Genomic DNA, 14482 nt, shown 5'->3' on the forward strand with positions numbered 1-14482 from the left:
GGAGGAAATGTACGTGAGTTCCGAGTCCAGATCGTCCTCCCGACCCGAGGCCGGGCGTTATCGCCAGGTGTCGATTGGTCATCCTGCCGTCGAAGTCCGGGAAGAGCGCGGCATCTTGCATATGCGCTCCCTGGAGCCTTTGGCCCCGCTGCCGGCGCGTTTACTCGAACGCTTGGTGCACTGGGCCGAGGTGCGTCCACAGCAGACGTTTATCGCGGCCCGCGAAGCGGGCGGTGGCTGGCGTCGAGTCAGCTATGCCCAGATGCTCGACAGTGTCCGGGCCATCGCCCAAAGCCTGTTGGCCTACGGCCTGTCGGCGGAAAAACCCTTGGCGTTGCTCTCCGGCAACGACATCGAACACCTGCAGATGGCCCTTGGCGCAATGTACGCTGGCATTCCCTATTGCCCGGTGTCGCCGGCCTATTCATTGTTGTCCCAGGATTTCGCCAAGCTGCGCCATGTGTGCGATCTGTTGCAGCCGGGGCTGGTGTTTGTCAGCGAAGCCGCGCCGTTCGAACGGGCGATCAATGCCGTATTGCCGGCGAATGTTCCCCTGATCACGGTGCGCGGCGAGATGGTGGGGCGGTCGAGGACCAGCTTTGCCAGCCTGCTGGCCCAACCCGGCGGCGTCGAGGCCGATCAGGCGTTCGCCGCCACCGGTCCGGACAGCATCGCCAAGTTCCTGTTTACCTCGGGTTCCACCAAGTTGCCCAAGGCGGTCATCACCACCCAGCGCATGCTATGCGCCAATCAGCAGATGCTGCTGCAAACCTTTCCGGTGTTCGGCGAGGCGCCGCCGGTGCTGGTGGACTGGCTGCCGTGGAACCATACGTTCGGTGGCAGCCACAACCTCGGCATCGTGTTGTACAACGGTGGCACGTTCTATCTGGACGACGGCAAGCCCACCGCCCAGGGCTTCGCTGAAACCCTGCGCAACCTCAAGGAGATTTCACCCACCGCCTACCTGACGGTGCCCAAGGGTTGGGAAGAGTTGGTCAGTGCCCTGGAGCAGGACGGTGAATTGCGTGAGCGTTTCTTCAAGCGCATCAGCCTGTTTTTCTTTGCGGCGGCGGGCCTGTCGCAAACTACCTGGGACCGGCTCGACAAGGTCGCCGAGCAGCATTGCGGCGAACGTATCCGCATGATGGCGGGGCTGGGCATGACCGAGGCGTCGCCGTCCTGCACCTTCACCACCGGGCCGTTGTCCATGGCCGGCTACATCGGCCTTCCGGCCCCCGGTTGCGAAGTGCGCCTGGTGCCGGTGGACGGCAAGTTCGAAGGGCGTTTCCGCGGGCCGCACATCATGCCTGGCTACTGGCGCTCGCCGCAGCAGACAGCCGACGTGTTCGATGAGGACGGTTTCTATTGCTCGGGGGATGCGATCAAACTGGCCGACGCGTGTCATCCGCAGTTGGGGCTGATGTTCGACGGGCGGATCGCCGAGGATTTCAAATTGTCCTCCGGTGTCTTCGTCAGCGTCGGACCGTTGCGCAACCGGGCGGTGCTGGAAGGCACGCCCTATGTCCAGGACCTGGTGATCACCGCACCGGATCGCGAATGCCTGGGGGCGCTGGTGTTTCCACGACTTGCCGAATGCCGACGCCTGTCAGGCCTGGGCACGGACGCCAGCGATGCCCAGGTCCTCGCCAGCCCACCGGTGCGCCAATGGTTCGCCGACTGGCTGCAACGCCTGAATCGCGAAGCCAGCGGCAACGCCAGTCGCGTGGAGTGGATTGCCTTGCTCGATGAACCGGCGTCCATCGACCGCGGTGAAATCACCGACAAGGGGTCGATCAACCAACGGGCGGTGTTGCAGTGGCGGGCGGGGAAGGTGGAGGCGCTGTATCGCGGCGAGGATGCGTCGATCCTGCGGGCGGGACCTGTGGCTTAAAGCAAGACCTTGTGGGTATCTCACACATTGCATGCCCACTCGGCAAATCCCTGTGGGAGCGAGCTTGCTCGCGATAGCGGTGGTCCAGCAGCGTTGATGTTGCCTGACACACCGCCATCGCGAGCAAGCTCGCTCCCACAGTATTAACCACTCACAAAATCTCTCGGGGGCTGGCGGCTGTTGCTCAGCGCCGCCCCAGCAGCAAGCCCACCACCAGCCCGAAGCCGGCGGAAATCGCCACGGTCTGCCAAGGGTGGCCGCCAATATAGACTTCAGTGGCATCGACCATGGGGCGGGTGCGTTCCCGAGCGCTGGCGACCGAGTCGAGCGCCTGTTGCAGTTTCTGGGATATCTGGCCTCGCAGGTCTTCAGCCTCTTCGCCTACCAGCGATGCACTGCTTTTGAGCAGTTTTTCCGATTCTTCAATCAGTGCCTTCAATTCGCTGAAGGCTTGATCCTTGATTTGTTCTCCGTTCGCTTGCGCGGTGCCTTTACGGGCCATGGAAGTGCTCCTTGTGGATGATGGCATTGAACAATGGAGTGCTGCGCCTGTGCAAAAGTTGCAGCGCTTGGCCCTGGCAGGGCATTGCATCGCAATTCGTGGTTAAGACGTTCTCCTGCAAGGTGTAAGATGGCGCCTATTTACGCAACAGGTAATTCCCATGAGCTTCAATCTGGCTGACAAGTCCCTGGCCGAGCGCGCCGCGCTGGAAGACGAAAAATCCCGACTCTTTGAACTGTGGCAAAACAACCTGGGCAAGGCCAAGGGCGATGCCGCCCGCCTGTTCGGCGAGCGCTCCAAGCGCAAGGGCAAGTGGGCCGAGTGGGTGCGTGCCGAACTGGACGGCATGTCGCCGCCGGAATACGCCAATATGGTGCGCAGTGAAGTCAATCGACTCATGGCCGCCAACAAGTAAGCTTCAGGTGAACGTTGCGGTAATGGCCTCGCGTACCTTGAGCACCGTGGGGTCCATTTGCGTGTGGGTCCGCCAGCCCAGCTCGATGGGGTAGCGGGGCAAGGCCAGGGGGCAGGGCAGCAAGGCCAGGCCGCTGAGGTCGGCGATGGCCCGGGCGGCATGGGCCGGAATCGTCGCCACGGCCTGGCTGCCCTTGAGCAGGAACGGCAACGCGGCAAAGTGAGTGGTCGAGGCACAGACTCGCCGACTGAGGCCAAGCCCGGCCAGTCCCTCGTCGGTGATACCGATGAAGCCCCCCGAAGACACCAACAGATGTTCGCGGGCCACGAATGCCTCCAGGCTGAGGGATTGTTGGCCTTGCGCCAGGCTCGCCGCGTCCAGCAGGCAAGCGTAGTCGCCTTCGCCCAGCACCTGGCGGCTGAGCAACCGTTGCGCGAAACCGCCCGCCGTGATCGCCAGGTCAAGGTCGCGCTCCATCAAGGCCCGGCCGACGATCTGGCTGTGGGTCTGGCGGAAAATCAAGCGCAGGCCCGGCGCGTGGCGTGCGACTTCCTCGATCAGTCGGCGCCCATGGGCAATCTCGAAATCGTCCGACAGGCCGACGATGACCGAGCGGCCGTCGTAACGGCTGGCGTCCGGGTCGACCATCGCCAGGCTCTGGCGGCATTTGTCCAGGGCTTCGCTGATGACCGGCTTCAGTTGATTGGCCCGAAGCGTCGGCGCCAGTCCTCGTCCCGTCCTTACGAATAATTGGTCGCCATACACATCGCGAAGTCTGCGCAGTGCGGCGCTGATGGCCGACTGGCTCACGCCCAGACGAACGGCGGCGCGGCTGGCGCTGGATTCGTCGTGCAGGGCTTCAAAGGTCTTGAGCAGATTGAGGTCGATGTCGGCGATATTCATATGGCTCATATCATTTAGCAGCATTCGAGGCTTTATTCATGATCGGCCGCTCCTTGAGAATCAGCAACACCTGATAACCAAGGAGTTGAACAACCATGCCCAAATCCATTGTGGCTGCCCTGCAGATCGGTTCGTTGCCCGGTGGCAAGGACGAGACCCTGGCGCAGATCCTTTCCTACGAAAACGCCATTCGCGAGGCGGGCGCCCGTTTGGTGGTGATGCCTGAAGCGCTGCTCGGTGGTTATCCCAAGGGCGAGGGGTTCGGGACGCAACTGGGTTACCGGCTGCCGGAGGGGCGCGAGGCGTTTGCCCGTTACTTTGCCAATGCCATTGACGTGCCCGGCGTGGAAACTGAAGCGCTGGCCGGGCTGTCGGCGCGTACGGGGGCGAGCCTGGTGCTGGGCGTCATCGAGCGTGTCGGCAGCACCCTGTATTGCACCGCGCTGTATTTCGAACCCGATGCGGGTCTGGTGGCCAGGCACCGGAAGTTGATGCCCACGGGCACTGAACGGCTGATCTGGGGCAAGGGCGATGGCTCGACCTTGCCGGTGATCGACAGCCAGGTTGGTCGAGTCGGCGCGGCGGTGTGCTGGGAGAACATGATGCCGCTGCTGCGCACCGCGATGTACGCCAAAGGGGTGGAAGTCTGGTGTGCGCCGACGGTGGATGAGCGGGAGATGTGGCAGGTGACCATGCGCCATATCGCCCATGAAGGTCGCTGTTTTGTGGTCAGTGCCTGTCAGGTCCAGGCCTCGCCGCAGGCCTTGGGTATCGACGTCGCGCACTGGCCGGCCGAGCGGCCGCTGATTGCCGGAGGCAGCGTGATTGTCGGGCCCATGGGCGATGTGCTCGCCGGGCCGTTGAAAGACACCGCCGGGCTACTGACCGCCGAAATCGATACCGATGACCTGGTGCGGGCGCGCTATGACTATGATGTGGTTGGACACTACGCCAGGCCGGACGTGTTCGAACTGGTGGTGGACGAGCGCGCCAAGCCTGGCGTGCGCTTCACGGCGTGATTCACCACGTCGCCGCGGAGCCTGGCAGTTCGAGGGTCCCGCGGTCGACGAAGCGCAGCGTGCCGAACACGCCGCCGGCGAGCTTGCCCTTGAGTACATAGGGTAGGTTGTCCACGCTTTGGGTCTGGCTCAACCCCAGGGTCTGGCGCAGGACCGAAAACGCCGAAATGCTCACCGGGACGCTCAGGATCGCTTCGGAGAATCGCGGGATCGAACCGCTCTGGTCGCTGACGCCGGTTGCCAGCGTACGACCGTTGACCTCCAGGTCCAGCGCCACGCCGTTGTAGTCGATGGCGGTCTCGTTGGGGTTCTGCACGCGCAGCTTCACGGCGAAGCGCACCTCCAGACCCTGGTTGGGTAATGGCTCGATGCCGACCACGTTGATGTTCAGCGGGTCATGGTGCGGGAAGAGGGCGCAGGCGCTGAGGCTGAGCAGGATCAGAAAAATGGAAAGGCCGAAGATTCTGCGCATGGATTGACTCTCAAAGAATAAAAAACCGGAAGCGATTGAGCACGATACCCCACAGGTGCCCCACGGCAACCCACGATCCCTTGTGGCGAGGGGATTTATCCCCGCTGGACTGCGCAGCAGTCCCAAAAATCTGAATCCAACCCGTCGGATCGGGTTGAATCATCTCTTTTGGGGGCCGCTTCGCGCCCCAGCGGGGATAAATCCCCTCGCCACAATGTCCGGTTCCGGTAGGTTACCGGGCGAGCGTCGGTGTATGGCTCCTGACAGTTTCTGACACCAGCGTCTGCTAATCTGCGTCATCTTTTTCTTTGCGGACAGTCCATCGTGTCGCGTACCACTCGACTGCTCACGTTGCTGCAAGTCCTGCGGGGCAAGCGTTGCCCGGTTACCGCTGCGACATTGGCGGGCGAACTGAATGTATCCGAGCGCACCTTGTACCGCGACATTGCCGAACTCACGGCCCTCGGCGCGCCGATCCAGGGCGAGGCGGGCATTGGCTACGTATTGCGCAGTGGCCTGTTCCTGCCGCCACTGATGTTCACCGCCGATGAAATCGAGGCCATTGTGCTGGGCTTGCGCTACGTGGATCAGCGCGCCGACGAGGTGTTGGGCAAGGCGGCAGCCGACGCCCTGGCGAAGGTCGCCGCGGTGCTGGCCCCCGATGTGCGGGACGCTTTGCGCAACCCCACGGTACTGCCCGGTCCGCCGGGTTATGGCTATCCACAGAACACCGTGGAACTGAATGTGTACCGCCAGGCCATTCGCGCCCAGGCCAAGCTGCGCATCGACTATGCCGACGTGAACAAGACCCCGAGCCAACGCCTGATCTGGCCACTGGCCCTGGGTTTTTTCAACGAGGCGCGAGTGGTGGTGGCCTGGTGCGAATTGCGCGGCGCCTATCGGACCTTTCGTACCGACCGGATCGCTTCTGCCGCCGAGCAGGGCGAGCGATATCCTGGCCGGCGCAGTGATTTGCTGCGGGACTGGTTCGCGTTGATGAAGTTGGACGAAACCGGACGTTTCACTCCTGACAAAAACTGACACAGCGCTGTTCTAGCATGGTGCCCGATCGATAAAACAAGGAGCCATGCCATGTCCAACCCCGTCTCTTCCCTGGCCCCGGCCATCGCCGGCTATATCGCGGCAGCCAATTCCCGTGACAGTTCGGCGGTGACGCGTTTCTTCGCCGAAGATGCCAACGTATTCGATGAAGGCCAGCACCGCGTTGGCACCCAGGCCATTGCCCAATGGATGGAAGACACCGCCCAGCGCTTCCAGCCTCGGGTGGAAGTTCTCAATGTGCAACAGCGTACTGGCAAGGTATTGGTGCACAACCTGATCTCCGGCACCTTTCCCGGCAGCCCGCTGGAGTTACGCTATACCTTCCGGCTCGATGAGCAAGGCAAGATCAGTCGGTTGGATATCTCTGCCTGAAGTACCACCCCTGGGAGCCCTGTGGGAGCGAGCTTGCTCGCGATGAGCGATGGTCCTGCAAATGATGATATTGCCTGTGCCGCCGCCATCGCGAGCAAGCTCGCTCCCACTTTCTATCGTCATCGCCACGGTGCTTTGTACGGTTCATCGAGCATCCGTCATGGCATACTCCCCACCTTCGTTTTCCGGACCCGGGCCGTATGACTTTCGACTCCCCCTTGAGTGCCTGGCAGCATGCCATCGAACACCACGGCTTCGTCCAGGATGAGGCCCAGGAATTGGCCATCATGGCCCTGGAGCAATGCCACCAGGCGTTGCACGAAGGGCGCAAGTCGATCAAGGGCGTTTATCTGTGGGGCCCGGTGGGGCGTGGCAAGACCTGGCTGATGGACCGCTTTTATGAAAGCCTCAAGGTGCCGGCCCGTCGTCAGCACTTCCATCACTTCATGGCGTGGGTGCACCAGCGTTCGTTCCAGCTCACCGGCACGCCTGATCCTTTGCAAGCCCTGGCCCGGGAGTTGAGCGAGCAAGTACGGGTGCTGTGTTTCGACGAACTGTTCGTCAACGACATTGGTGACGCCATCATCCTCGGGCGCTTGTTCCAGGTGATGTTCGAACTGGGCATGGTGATGGTGAGCACCTCCAACCTGCCACCGGAAGAACTCTATGCCAACGGCCACAACCGTGAGCGCTTCCTGCCGACCATCACTGCGATCAAGCAGCACATGCAGGTCGTACCGGTGAATGGCTGGCAAGACCATCGCCAGCACCCTGGACAATTGCAGCAACGTTATTGGCTGCACGATTCAGGGCAACCCGATCCGCTGATCGATGTCTTCAACCTGCTGACCACTGGGCAGGTGTCGAGTGGCGCGCCGATTGACGTGGGCCATCGACAGCTTGGGCCGGTCCGGGCCAGCGATACCGTGCTCTGGAGCCGTTACGCCGACCTGTGCGAACAACCGTTCTCGGCGTTGGATTTCATGGCGCTGTGTGACCGCTTCAGCGTCATCCTGCTCAGTGACGTGCCGTGCCTGAGCGCTGAACAGCGCGAAGGGCGCATTGCCCGTGGCACCGAGGACGGGGTTGAACGGGTCGCGGCCGGTGATCGTGAGTTGCCGCAGTTGTCGGTCCACGACGACGGCGTGCGACGGTTCATCGCCCTGGTCGATGAATGCTATGACCGCAAGGTGCCGTTGTGCCTTTCGGCCGCGGTGCCGATGGATGAGTTGTACACCGAGGGCTATCTGCAATTCCCGTTTCGCCGTACGCTCAGTCGCCTCCAGGAAATGCAAATGCAACGTTTTGGTCAGCCAGCCTGACCTGTATCCCGCCGACGGCGTCGAGCCGCCGGTACTACCGAAGTGAGATGGAAGGTCATGGAAGAAACCAAGGACATCCTTGTTCTGCAAGCCAGCTACACCAACCCTGTCCACGCTGAAGCGATCTGTCATGTGCTCAACGGCTATGCACAGGATCCGATGGGCGGGGGGCATCCGTTGCCGGCCGAGGTGCTGCTGCACCTGCCCGAGGAACTGGCCAAGCGCCCTCATGCCTTCAGCGTGCTGGCTTTCGTCAATGGTGAACCGGCGGGCCTGGTCAATTGTTTCGAAGGTTTTTCGACCTTTGCCTGCCGACCCTTGGTGAATATCCACGACGTGGCGGTCATGCCGGATTTTCGCGGCCTCGGATTGAGCCAGAAAATGCTGCAGAAGGTCGAGGACATCGCCCGCCAGCGCGGTTGCTGCAAGATTACCCTGGAAGTGCTCGAGGGTAATGCCGTGGCCCAGGGCAGCTACGCCAAGTTCGGCTTTGCCGCTGGCATGTTCGACCCGGCCCACGGTCATATGCAGTTCTGGATCAAGCCCCTGTAACAGCGGGCTTCTCAGAGGATTCGGCTATTTCTGTACGACTTCAGTCAACGGCAACTTGGGTTTCATCAAGCTGAAGTCGATCAAGGCCTTGCGTTGGGTTTGGTACGGATCGCCGATCAGCAGCGGACGGGCCTTGAAGTCAGCGCTGACCAGGCTCTTGCTACGGTCCAGCTCATCGAAACTCAAGCCGGCCAGGTCCGCCCAGGTGTGAATCAGGTGTGAGCTGCTGTAGGGGCGTGACAGGTCACCGGCAAAGTTCCAGTCATGGTTTTCGCGCCACTTGGGCGACGCCCAGGCCATGAAAGGGATGGTGTACATCGGTGCGGTTGGCTTGCCTTCGTTACGACCCAACGTGCCGTGACCCTGGGAATCGAATACATCTTCACCATGGTCCGACAGGTACAGCAGGAAGCCGTTGGGGTCGGTCTTGGCGTAATCCTTGATCAGGCTGGACACAACGAAGTCGTTGTACAGCACCGCGTTATCGTAACTGTTGTAGGTCGGGACCTGATCGTCACGCAGGCTCGCCGGTACGCCCTGGCGGTCAGTGAACTTGTTGAACGTCGGCGGATATCGGTACTGGTAGCTCATGTGGGTGCCCAGCAGGTGCACCACGATCAGCTTGCGTGGGGCGCTGTCGGCCAAGGCCTTGTTGAACGGCTCGATCACGTCGCCATCGTACTGCGCGGCATTCTGGTTGCGGTTGTTGTTCAAATACACCTGTTCGTCGGCCTGTTGGGAGAAGGTCGTGAGCATGGTGTTGCGTTTGGTCATGGTCTGCTGGTTGGTGATCCAGAAGGTCTTGTAGCCGGCCTGTTTCATCATGCTCACCAGCGAAGGCGTGCTCAGGTACAGGTCCGGGTTCTGTTCGTCGGCGAACGTCAGCACCTGTTGCAGCGCTTCGATGGTGTAGGGGCGCGGGGTGATGACGTTGTCGAACACCGAAAGCTGGTCCTTGAGCTTGTCCAGCTCCGGTGTGGTTTCCCGTGGGTAACCATAAAGGCTCATGCGCTGGCGGTTGGTGGATTCGCCGATCACCAGCACCAGGGTGGCCGGCTGTTCTGCCGTAGCCTCCTTGAGATTGTTCAGGGGGGCGATCTTGCTCGCACTGTGGAGCATGCCTTGCATGTTCTCCAGCTGTTCACCGTAGCGACGATAGGCCACCAGCATCTGCCATGGCACCGCCGGCTCGATGCGATCTTCGAATTTTTCCAGGCCCCCGGCGAAACTGCCGGTGCGCAGGGTCTGCTTGACCAGCGGATAACCGACCACCGCGAGCACGATGACGGTTGCCGCCACCAGGGCCTGGCCCCGGGGCAGGTACACCGGACGCAGGCGGCTCCAGAGCCAATACCCCACGGCGGTGTGGGCGAGGAACGCCGCCACCATCCACCAGGCAAAATACTGGGTCAGGTACTCGCCGGCTTCAGACACGTTCGATTCGAACATGATGAAGATGACGCTCTGGGAAAATTCCTGTTGGTAAATGAAGAAGTAGCCCAGGCTGGCCATGGAGCAAGCCCACAGCACTATACCGATCAAGGCCGCGAGCAAGCGTGTACGGGCGGGGAAGAGCAGCAGGGGCGCGAGCCACACCGTACTTATCACGAACGCTTGGCGAAAGCCGGTGAAACCGGAAGTCTCGCTCAGCAGAATGAGCAGTTGGGTGATACCCGAGAAGTACCAGAAGAACAGAAACAGCCAGCCGAGCCCGGCCCAGTCGAAACCTTTCGCAGTCGTTTTGCTGCGTTTGAACAAACTCATCAAGCGCTCCAGCCTTTGTCGACGAAGCTGTCGGCACCGGTTTGGTGACCGCAGGCATACGCCGAGCAACCCTAAAGGCGGGGAGTATTGCGAGCCGGTTGTGAAAAGTTTGTGAGTTTTTCGGATATAAATCGGTGACTGGGGTGCGAGCGCACCTTGGGTTAGGGATTTATTTGTGGGAGCAAGGCTTGCCCGCGATGAAGGCGGTGTAGTCCTCCAGGAACCGAGGTGCCTGTTTCGCGAGCAAGCTTTGTTCCCACAGCCTTGCGGGGCAAATCTTCTCGCCACAAACACACACACACACATATGGCGGACTCGCATGGAAATGACACCGGTTTGGCCAGTGTCACTTCCTGGTGCTGTGCCTCTGGGGCGGTTACCGAGCCAGCGACTGGCTCTGGTGGGGCAGCTGTGCGTATTGCAACTGCATGCGCAACTGCGTCACTTCATCAAGCAGTAGATCGCGTTCTTCCTTGAGCAGGCGCAATTCATCGCGACGAATGGTCACATAAAGGGTTTGGGGAGGACGTGCGGTAACGACAGGGCCCATTGCTCACCTCGCAAATGGCGTACATCAACTATAGAGATGTCGCCAGGATTTGGTCGACACCTCTACTATCGGCGCCAATTCTGATTTCTTTTGCTTGTGATTGGAACTTTTTTATTTTTCATGGTCGCTGTGCCTTCGGCCGGTTCTTGAGCGTTATCCCTTGTGATCGCTCGAATTACCCGGAAACTATGCAGCAATGCTCTGGACTAACCTCCACGTGTCTTACGAGCTAAATTTTTGACTTACCTTTATTTGTAGTAGGGAGCATCAGCACATGCAACTCGGGATCATTGGACTGGGCCGCATGGGCGGCAATATCGCACGGCGCCTGATGCTCAATGGGCACACCACCGTCGTCTATGACCGCAATGCCGCTTTTGTCGAAAGCCTGCGCCAGGAAGGCGCAACGGGCGTCGCGGACCTGCCGGCACTGGTCGCCGGCCTGGAAAAGCCACGGGCGATCTGGGTCATGCTGCCCGCCGGCGCCCCCACCGAAGACACCATCACCGTCCTCAGTGAACTGCTCGAACCGGGTGATGTGATCATTGACGGCGGCAACACGTACTACAAGGACGACATCCGTCGCGCCCAGGCCTTGTCGGAAAAAGGCCTGAGCTACATCGACGTCGGCACCTCCGGCGGTGTCTGGGGCCTGGAGCGCGGTTACTGCATGATGATTGGCGGCGAAGCCGAGGTGGTGAAGCGCCTGGACCCGCTCTTCGACAGCCTGGCGCCGGGCATGGGCGACATCCCGCGCACCCGCGACCGCAAATCCGACGATGATCGTGCCGAACGTGGCTACATCCACGCGGGCCCGGCCGGTTCGGGACATTTCGTGAAGATGATCCACAACGGCATCGAATACGGAATGATGCAGGCCTTCGCCGAGGGCTTCGACATCCTCAAGACCAAATCCAGCGAAAGCCTGCCCCCGGAGCAGCGTTTCGACCTGAACGTGGCCGATATCGCCGAAGTCTGGCGTCGCGGCAGCGTCGTCTCGTCCTGGTTGCTGGACTTGACCGCCGACGCGTTGGCCAGCGATCCGAAGCTGGACGGCTTTTCCGGCGAAGTCGCCGACAGCGGTGAAGGGCGCTGGACCATCGAGGCCGCCATCGAGCAAGCGGTGCCGGTGCCGGTCCTGTCCAGTTCGCTGTTTGCCCGTTTCCGCTCGCGCCAGCAAAGCACCTACGGCGACAAAATGCTCTCGGCCATGCGCTTCGGCTTTGGCGGCCACGTGGAGACGCCGAAAAAATGACCTCGATCGCCAGCAAATCCACGGCAGAACCCGCGCCGCCGACCACGTTGTTTTTGTTCGGCGCCCATGGTGATCTGGTCAAGCGCCTGCTGATGCCGGCGCTGTACCACCTCAGTCGCGACGGTCTGCTGGGGGATGGCCTGCGCATCATCGGAGTCGACCACAACGCCATCAGCGATGTGGATTTTGCCAAGAAACTCGAAGACTTCATCCGCAACGAAGCGGCGAGCAAGGGCGGTGATGCCGACCGCGCGCTCGACCCGGCGCTGTGGGCCAGGCTGGCCCAGGGCATCAGCTACGTCCAGGGTGATTTCCTCGATGACGGCACGTACCAGGCGCTGGCGGCGAAAATCGCCGCCAGCGGCACCGGCAACGCGGTCTTCTACCTGGCGACCGCGCCGCGCTTTTTCAGCGAAGTGGTCAGCCGCCTCGGCGCGGCCGGCCTGCTCCAGGAACAGGAGGGCGCCTTCCGGCGGGTAGTGATCGAAAAACCGTTCGGTTCCGACCTGCAAACCGCCGAAGCGCTGAACGCCTGCCTGCTCAAGGTCATGAGCGAGAAACAGATCTATCGCATCGACCATTACCTGGGCAAGGAAACGGTGCAGAACATTCTGGTCAGTCGCTTCTCCAACAGCCTGTTCGAGGCATTCTGGAACAATCACTACATCGACCACGTACAAATCACCGCCGCCGAAACCGTTGGCGTGGAGACCCGTGGCAGTTTTTATGAGCACACCGGTGCCCTGCGGGACATGGTGCCCAACCACCTTTTCCAACTGCTGGCGATGGTGGCCATGGAGCCGCCAGCGGCGTTCGGGGCCGACGCCGTGCGTGGGGAAAAGGCCAAGGTTGTCGGGGCAATCCGGCCCTGGTCAGTGGAGCAGGCCCGTGCCAACTCGATTCGCGGCCAGTACACCGCCGGGGAAGTCGGCGGCAAGGCGGTGACCGGTTATCGCCAGGAAGCCAACGTCGCCGCCGACAGCAACACCGAAACCTATGTCGCCCTGAAGGTCATGATCGACAACTGGCGTTGGGTGGGCGTGCCGTTTTACCTGCGCACCGGCAAGCGCATGAGCGTGCGGGACACTGAGATCGTCATCTGCTTCAAGCCGGCGCCTTACGCTCAGTTTCGCGACACCGCAGTCGATGAACTGCAACCTACGTACTTGAGAATCCAGATTCAGCCCAATGAAGGCATGTGGTTCGACCTGCTGGCCAAACGGCCGGGGCCGGCCCTCGACATGGCCAATATCGAATTGGGCTTTGCCTATAAGGACTTCTTCGAAATGCAACCGTCCACGGGTTACGAAACCCTGATCTACGATTGCCTGACCGGCGATCAGACCCTGTTCCAGCGCGCCGACAATATCGAGAACGGCTGGCGCGCGGTGCAGCCCTTCCTCGATGCCTGGCAGCAGGACGCAACGGTCCAGCCCTACAAGGCCGGTGAAGATGGCCCGGCGGCGGCCGACGACTTGCTGACCCGCGACAGTCGCGTCTGGCATGGCCTCGGATGAGTGATTCGGCGAAGCGCCCCATCCGGTTTTTACTCAGCGACATGGACGGTACCTTGTTGTTGCCCGACCACAGCCTGAACCCGCGCACCATTGAGGCGGTTCGCTCATTGCGCGAGGCCGGTGTACTGTTCAGCCTCGCCACCGGGCGACCGCCGCGGGCCATGTTGCAGCAGATCGAGGCCCTGGGCGTCGACCTGCCCACGGCGGCGTTCAATGGCGGCACGCTGGTTCATCCCGACGGCAGTTTCCTCGCCGTCCATTACCTGCCGCCCGAGGCTGCGCTGGCCACGCTGGCGCTGTACGCCGATCAGCCTGGCATCGAGGTCTGGGTGTTTGCCGACGGCGACTGGTTGGTGCGCGATGCCCACGGTCCGATGGTGCCGGTGGAGACGCGTGGCCTGGGTTACCCGCCGGTAGAAGTCGAGAGTTTCGAGCCGTACCTGGAGCGAATCGACAAGATCGTCGCCACCAGCACCAACACGAACCTGCTGGTGGAGCTGGAAGCTCGGCTGCATCCGCTGCTCAAGGGCCAGGCCCAGGTGTCGCGCTCGCAACCGATCTACCTGGATGTCACGGCGATGAAGGCGAACAAAGGAGAAGCGCTGTCGACCCTGGCAGCCTTTCTCGATGTGCCGCTGGAGCAGACAGCGGCCATGGGGGACGGTGGCAACGACCCGGCGATGTTCCACCGCGCGGGATTGTCGATTGCCATGGGGCAGGCGGAGGAGGCGATCCGGCGCCAAGCGGATGTCGTGACCGCTGCCGTTATCGATGACGGTGCGGCGCTGGCGATCGAACGTTACATCTTGCCGCGATAGCGACCAGAGCCCCTGTGGGAGCGGGCTTGCTCGCGATAGCCGTCTTTCAGTCAACATCAAGTCGGCTG

At 61.6% G+C, this 14482-nt stretch carries 15 protein-coding genes; 10 read left to right on the forward strand and 5 right to left on the reverse strand.

Features of this window, described 5'->3' with window-relative positions; genetic code table 11:
• Positions 1-13 precede the first annotated feature (13 nt).
• Positions 14-1891: a feruloyl-CoA synthase gene (locus ACMTA2_RS15995; protein ID WP_413790760.1), complete on the forward strand. Its 1878-nt coding sequence runs from the start codon at positions 14-16 to the stop codon at positions 1889-1891.
• 184 nt (positions 1892-2075) lie between these two features.
• On the opposite strand, the gene ACMTA2_RS16000 is transcribed toward ACMTA2_RS15995, so the two are convergent.
• The gene (locus tag ACMTA2_RS16000; RefSeq protein WP_208666671.1) at positions 2076-2393 is read right to left on the reverse strand and encodes an ElaB/YgaM/YqjD family protein; all 318 of its coding nucleotides are present in this window, start codon (positions 2391-2393) and stop codon (positions 2076-2078) included.
• A gap of 160 nt (positions 2394-2553) precedes the next feature.
• On the opposite strand from ACMTA2_RS16000, the gene ACMTA2_RS16005 reads away from it, so the two are divergent.
• Complete coding sequence (locus ACMTA2_RS16005) at positions 2554-2808, forward strand: hypothetical protein (RefSeq protein ID WP_030142725.1); 255 nt, start codon at positions 2554-2556, stop codon at positions 2806-2808.
• Positions 2809-2811: 3 nt separating this feature from the next.
• On the opposite strand, the gene ACMTA2_RS16010 is transcribed toward ACMTA2_RS16005, so the two are convergent.
• The gene (locus tag ACMTA2_RS16010) at positions 2812-3720 is read right to left on the reverse strand and encodes a LysR substrate-binding domain-containing protein (RefSeq protein ID WP_413795665.1); all 909 of its coding nucleotides are present in this window, start codon (positions 3718-3720) and stop codon (positions 2812-2814) included.
• 86 nt (positions 3721-3806) lie between these two features.
• Here ACMTA2_RS16010 and ACMTA2_RS16015 point away from each other — a divergent pair, with 86 nt between their 5' ends.
• Positions 3807-4730, forward strand: coding sequence for a carbon-nitrogen hydrolase family protein (locus ACMTA2_RS16015; protein WP_413790761.1), 924 nt, complete (start codon positions 3807-3809; stop codon positions 4728-4730).
• A gap of 1 nt (position 4731) precedes the next feature.
• Here ACMTA2_RS16015 and ACMTA2_RS16020 read toward each other — a convergent pair whose 3' ends face one another.
• Positions 4732-5202 (reverse strand): LEA/WHy family protein, encoded by a 471-nt coding sequence (locus ACMTA2_RS16020; RefSeq protein ID WP_413790762.1) that lies wholly within the window; start codon positions 5200-5202, stop codon positions 4732-4734.
• Positions 5203-5526: 324 nt separating this feature from the next.
• On the opposite strand from ACMTA2_RS16020, the gene ACMTA2_RS16025 reads away from it, so the two are divergent.
• The 4 genes from ACMTA2_RS16025 to ACMTA2_RS16040 all read left to right on the forward strand — a co-directional run bounded on the left by ACMTA2_RS16025 (position 5527) and on the right by ACMTA2_RS16040 (position 8510).
• Positions 5527-6243, forward strand: a complete 717-nt coding sequence (locus tag ACMTA2_RS16025; RefSeq protein ID WP_413790763.1) for a helix-turn-helix transcriptional regulator — start codon at positions 5527-5529, stop codon at positions 6241-6243.
• A 51-nt stretch (positions 6244-6294) separates the two neighbouring features.
• Entirely contained in the window at positions 6295-6636 is a 342-nt protein-coding gene (locus ACMTA2_RS16030; RefSeq protein ID WP_413790764.1) for a nuclear transport factor 2 family protein, read from the forward strand.
• Between the two features lie 200 nt (positions 6637-6836).
• Positions 6837-7958, forward strand: coding sequence for a cell division protein ZapE (gene zapE / locus ACMTA2_RS16035; RefSeq protein WP_413790765.1), 1122 nt, complete (start codon positions 6837-6839; stop codon positions 7956-7958).
• A gap of 57 nt (positions 7959-8015) precedes the next feature.
• Positions 8016-8510, forward strand: coding sequence for a GNAT family N-acetyltransferase (locus tag ACMTA2_RS16040; RefSeq protein WP_413790766.1), 495 nt, complete (start codon positions 8016-8018; stop codon positions 8508-8510).
• 24 nt (positions 8511-8534) lie between these two features.
• Here ACMTA2_RS16040 and ACMTA2_RS16045 read toward each other — a convergent pair whose 3' ends face one another.
• A complete protein-coding gene (locus ACMTA2_RS16045) occupies positions 8535-10274 on the reverse strand; it encodes a phosphoethanolamine transferase CptA (protein ID WP_413790767.1) in 1740 nt (579 codons plus the stop codon).
• A gap of 376 nt (positions 10275-10650) precedes the next feature.
• The gene (locus tag ACMTA2_RS16050) at positions 10651-10824 is read right to left on the reverse strand and encodes a DUF6026 family protein (RefSeq protein WP_170845969.1); all 174 of its coding nucleotides are present in this window, start codon (positions 10822-10824) and stop codon (positions 10651-10653) included.
• A gap of 274 nt (positions 10825-11098) precedes the next feature.
• Between ACMTA2_RS16050 and gnd the strand changes: the two genes are divergently transcribed.
• The 3 genes from gnd to ACMTA2_RS16065 are packed head-to-tail and all read left to right on the forward strand — an operon-like array spanning position 11099 to position 14414.
• Positions 11099-12079, forward strand: coding sequence for a phosphogluconate dehydrogenase (NAD(+)-dependent, decarboxylating) (gene gnd, locus ACMTA2_RS16055; protein WP_413790768.1), 981 nt, complete (start codon positions 11099-11101; stop codon positions 12077-12079).
• A complete protein-coding gene (zwf, locus tag ACMTA2_RS16060) occupies positions 12076-13596 on the forward strand; it encodes a glucose-6-phosphate dehydrogenase (RefSeq protein ID WP_413790769.1) in 1521 nt (506 codons plus the stop codon). Before gnd ends, zwf begins: the two co-directional genes overlap by 4 nt.
• Entirely contained in the window at positions 13593-14414 is an 822-nt protein-coding gene (locus tag ACMTA2_RS16065; RefSeq protein ID WP_413790770.1) for an HAD family hydrolase, read from the forward strand. The genes zwf and ACMTA2_RS16065 overlap by 4 nt, the downstream gene beginning before the upstream one ends.
• Positions 14415-14482 lie beyond the last annotated feature (68 nt).

The sequence above is a fragment of the Pseudomonas medicaginis genome (genome assembly GCF_965119365.1).
GTDB lineage: Bacteria > Pseudomonadota > Gammaproteobacteria > Pseudomonadales > Pseudomonadaceae > Aquipseudomonas.

Coding starts and splice junctions, on each gene's coding strand:
- ACMTA2_RS16040 (WP_413790766.1), top strand. CDS start 8,016: ATGGAAGAAACCAAGGACATCCTTGTTCTGCAAGCCAGCTACACCAAC.
- gnd (WP_413790768.1), top strand. CDS start 11,099: ATGCAACTCGGGATCATTGGACTGGGCCGCATGGGCGGCAATATCGCA.
- ACMTA2_RS16015 (WP_413790761.1), top strand. CDS start 3,807: ATGCCCAAATCCATTGTGGCTGCCCTGCAGATCGGTTCGTTGCCCGGT.
- ACMTA2_RS16000 (WP_208666671.1), bottom strand. CDS start 2,393: ATGGCCCGTAAAGGCACCGCGCAAGCGAACGGAGAACAAATCAAGGAT.
- ACMTA2_RS16045 (WP_413790767.1), bottom strand. CDS start 10,274: ATGAGTTTGTTCAAACGCAGCAAAACGACTGCGAAAGGTTTCGACTGG.
- ACMTA2_RS16050 (WP_170845969.1), bottom strand. CDS start 10,824: ATGGGCCCTGTCGTTACCGCACGTCCTCCCCAAACCCTTTATGTGACC.
- ACMTA2_RS16030 (WP_413790764.1), top strand. CDS start 6,295: ATGTCCAACCCCGTCTCTTCCCTGGCCCCGGCCATCGCCGGCTATATC.
- zapE (WP_413790765.1), top strand. CDS start 6,837: ATGACTTTCGACTCCCCCTTGAGTGCCTGGCAGCATGCCATCGAACAC.
- ACMTA2_RS16005 (WP_030142725.1), top strand. CDS start 2,554: ATGAGCTTCAATCTGGCTGACAAGTCCCTGGCCGAGCGCGCCGCGCTG.
- zwf (WP_413790769.1), top strand. CDS start 12,076: ATGACCTCGATCGCCAGCAAATCCACGGCAGAACCCGCGCCGCCGACC.
- ACMTA2_RS16065 (WP_413790770.1), top strand. CDS start 13,593: ATGAGTGATTCGGCGAAGCGCCCCATCCGGTTTTTACTCAGCGACATG.
- ACMTA2_RS16020 (WP_413790762.1), bottom strand. CDS start 5,202: ATGCGCAGAATCTTCGGCCTTTCCATTTTTCTGATCCTGCTCAGCCTC.
- ACMTA2_RS16010 (WP_413795665.1), bottom strand. CDS start 3,720: ATGAGCCATATGAATATCGCCGACATCGACCTCAATCTGCTCAAGACC.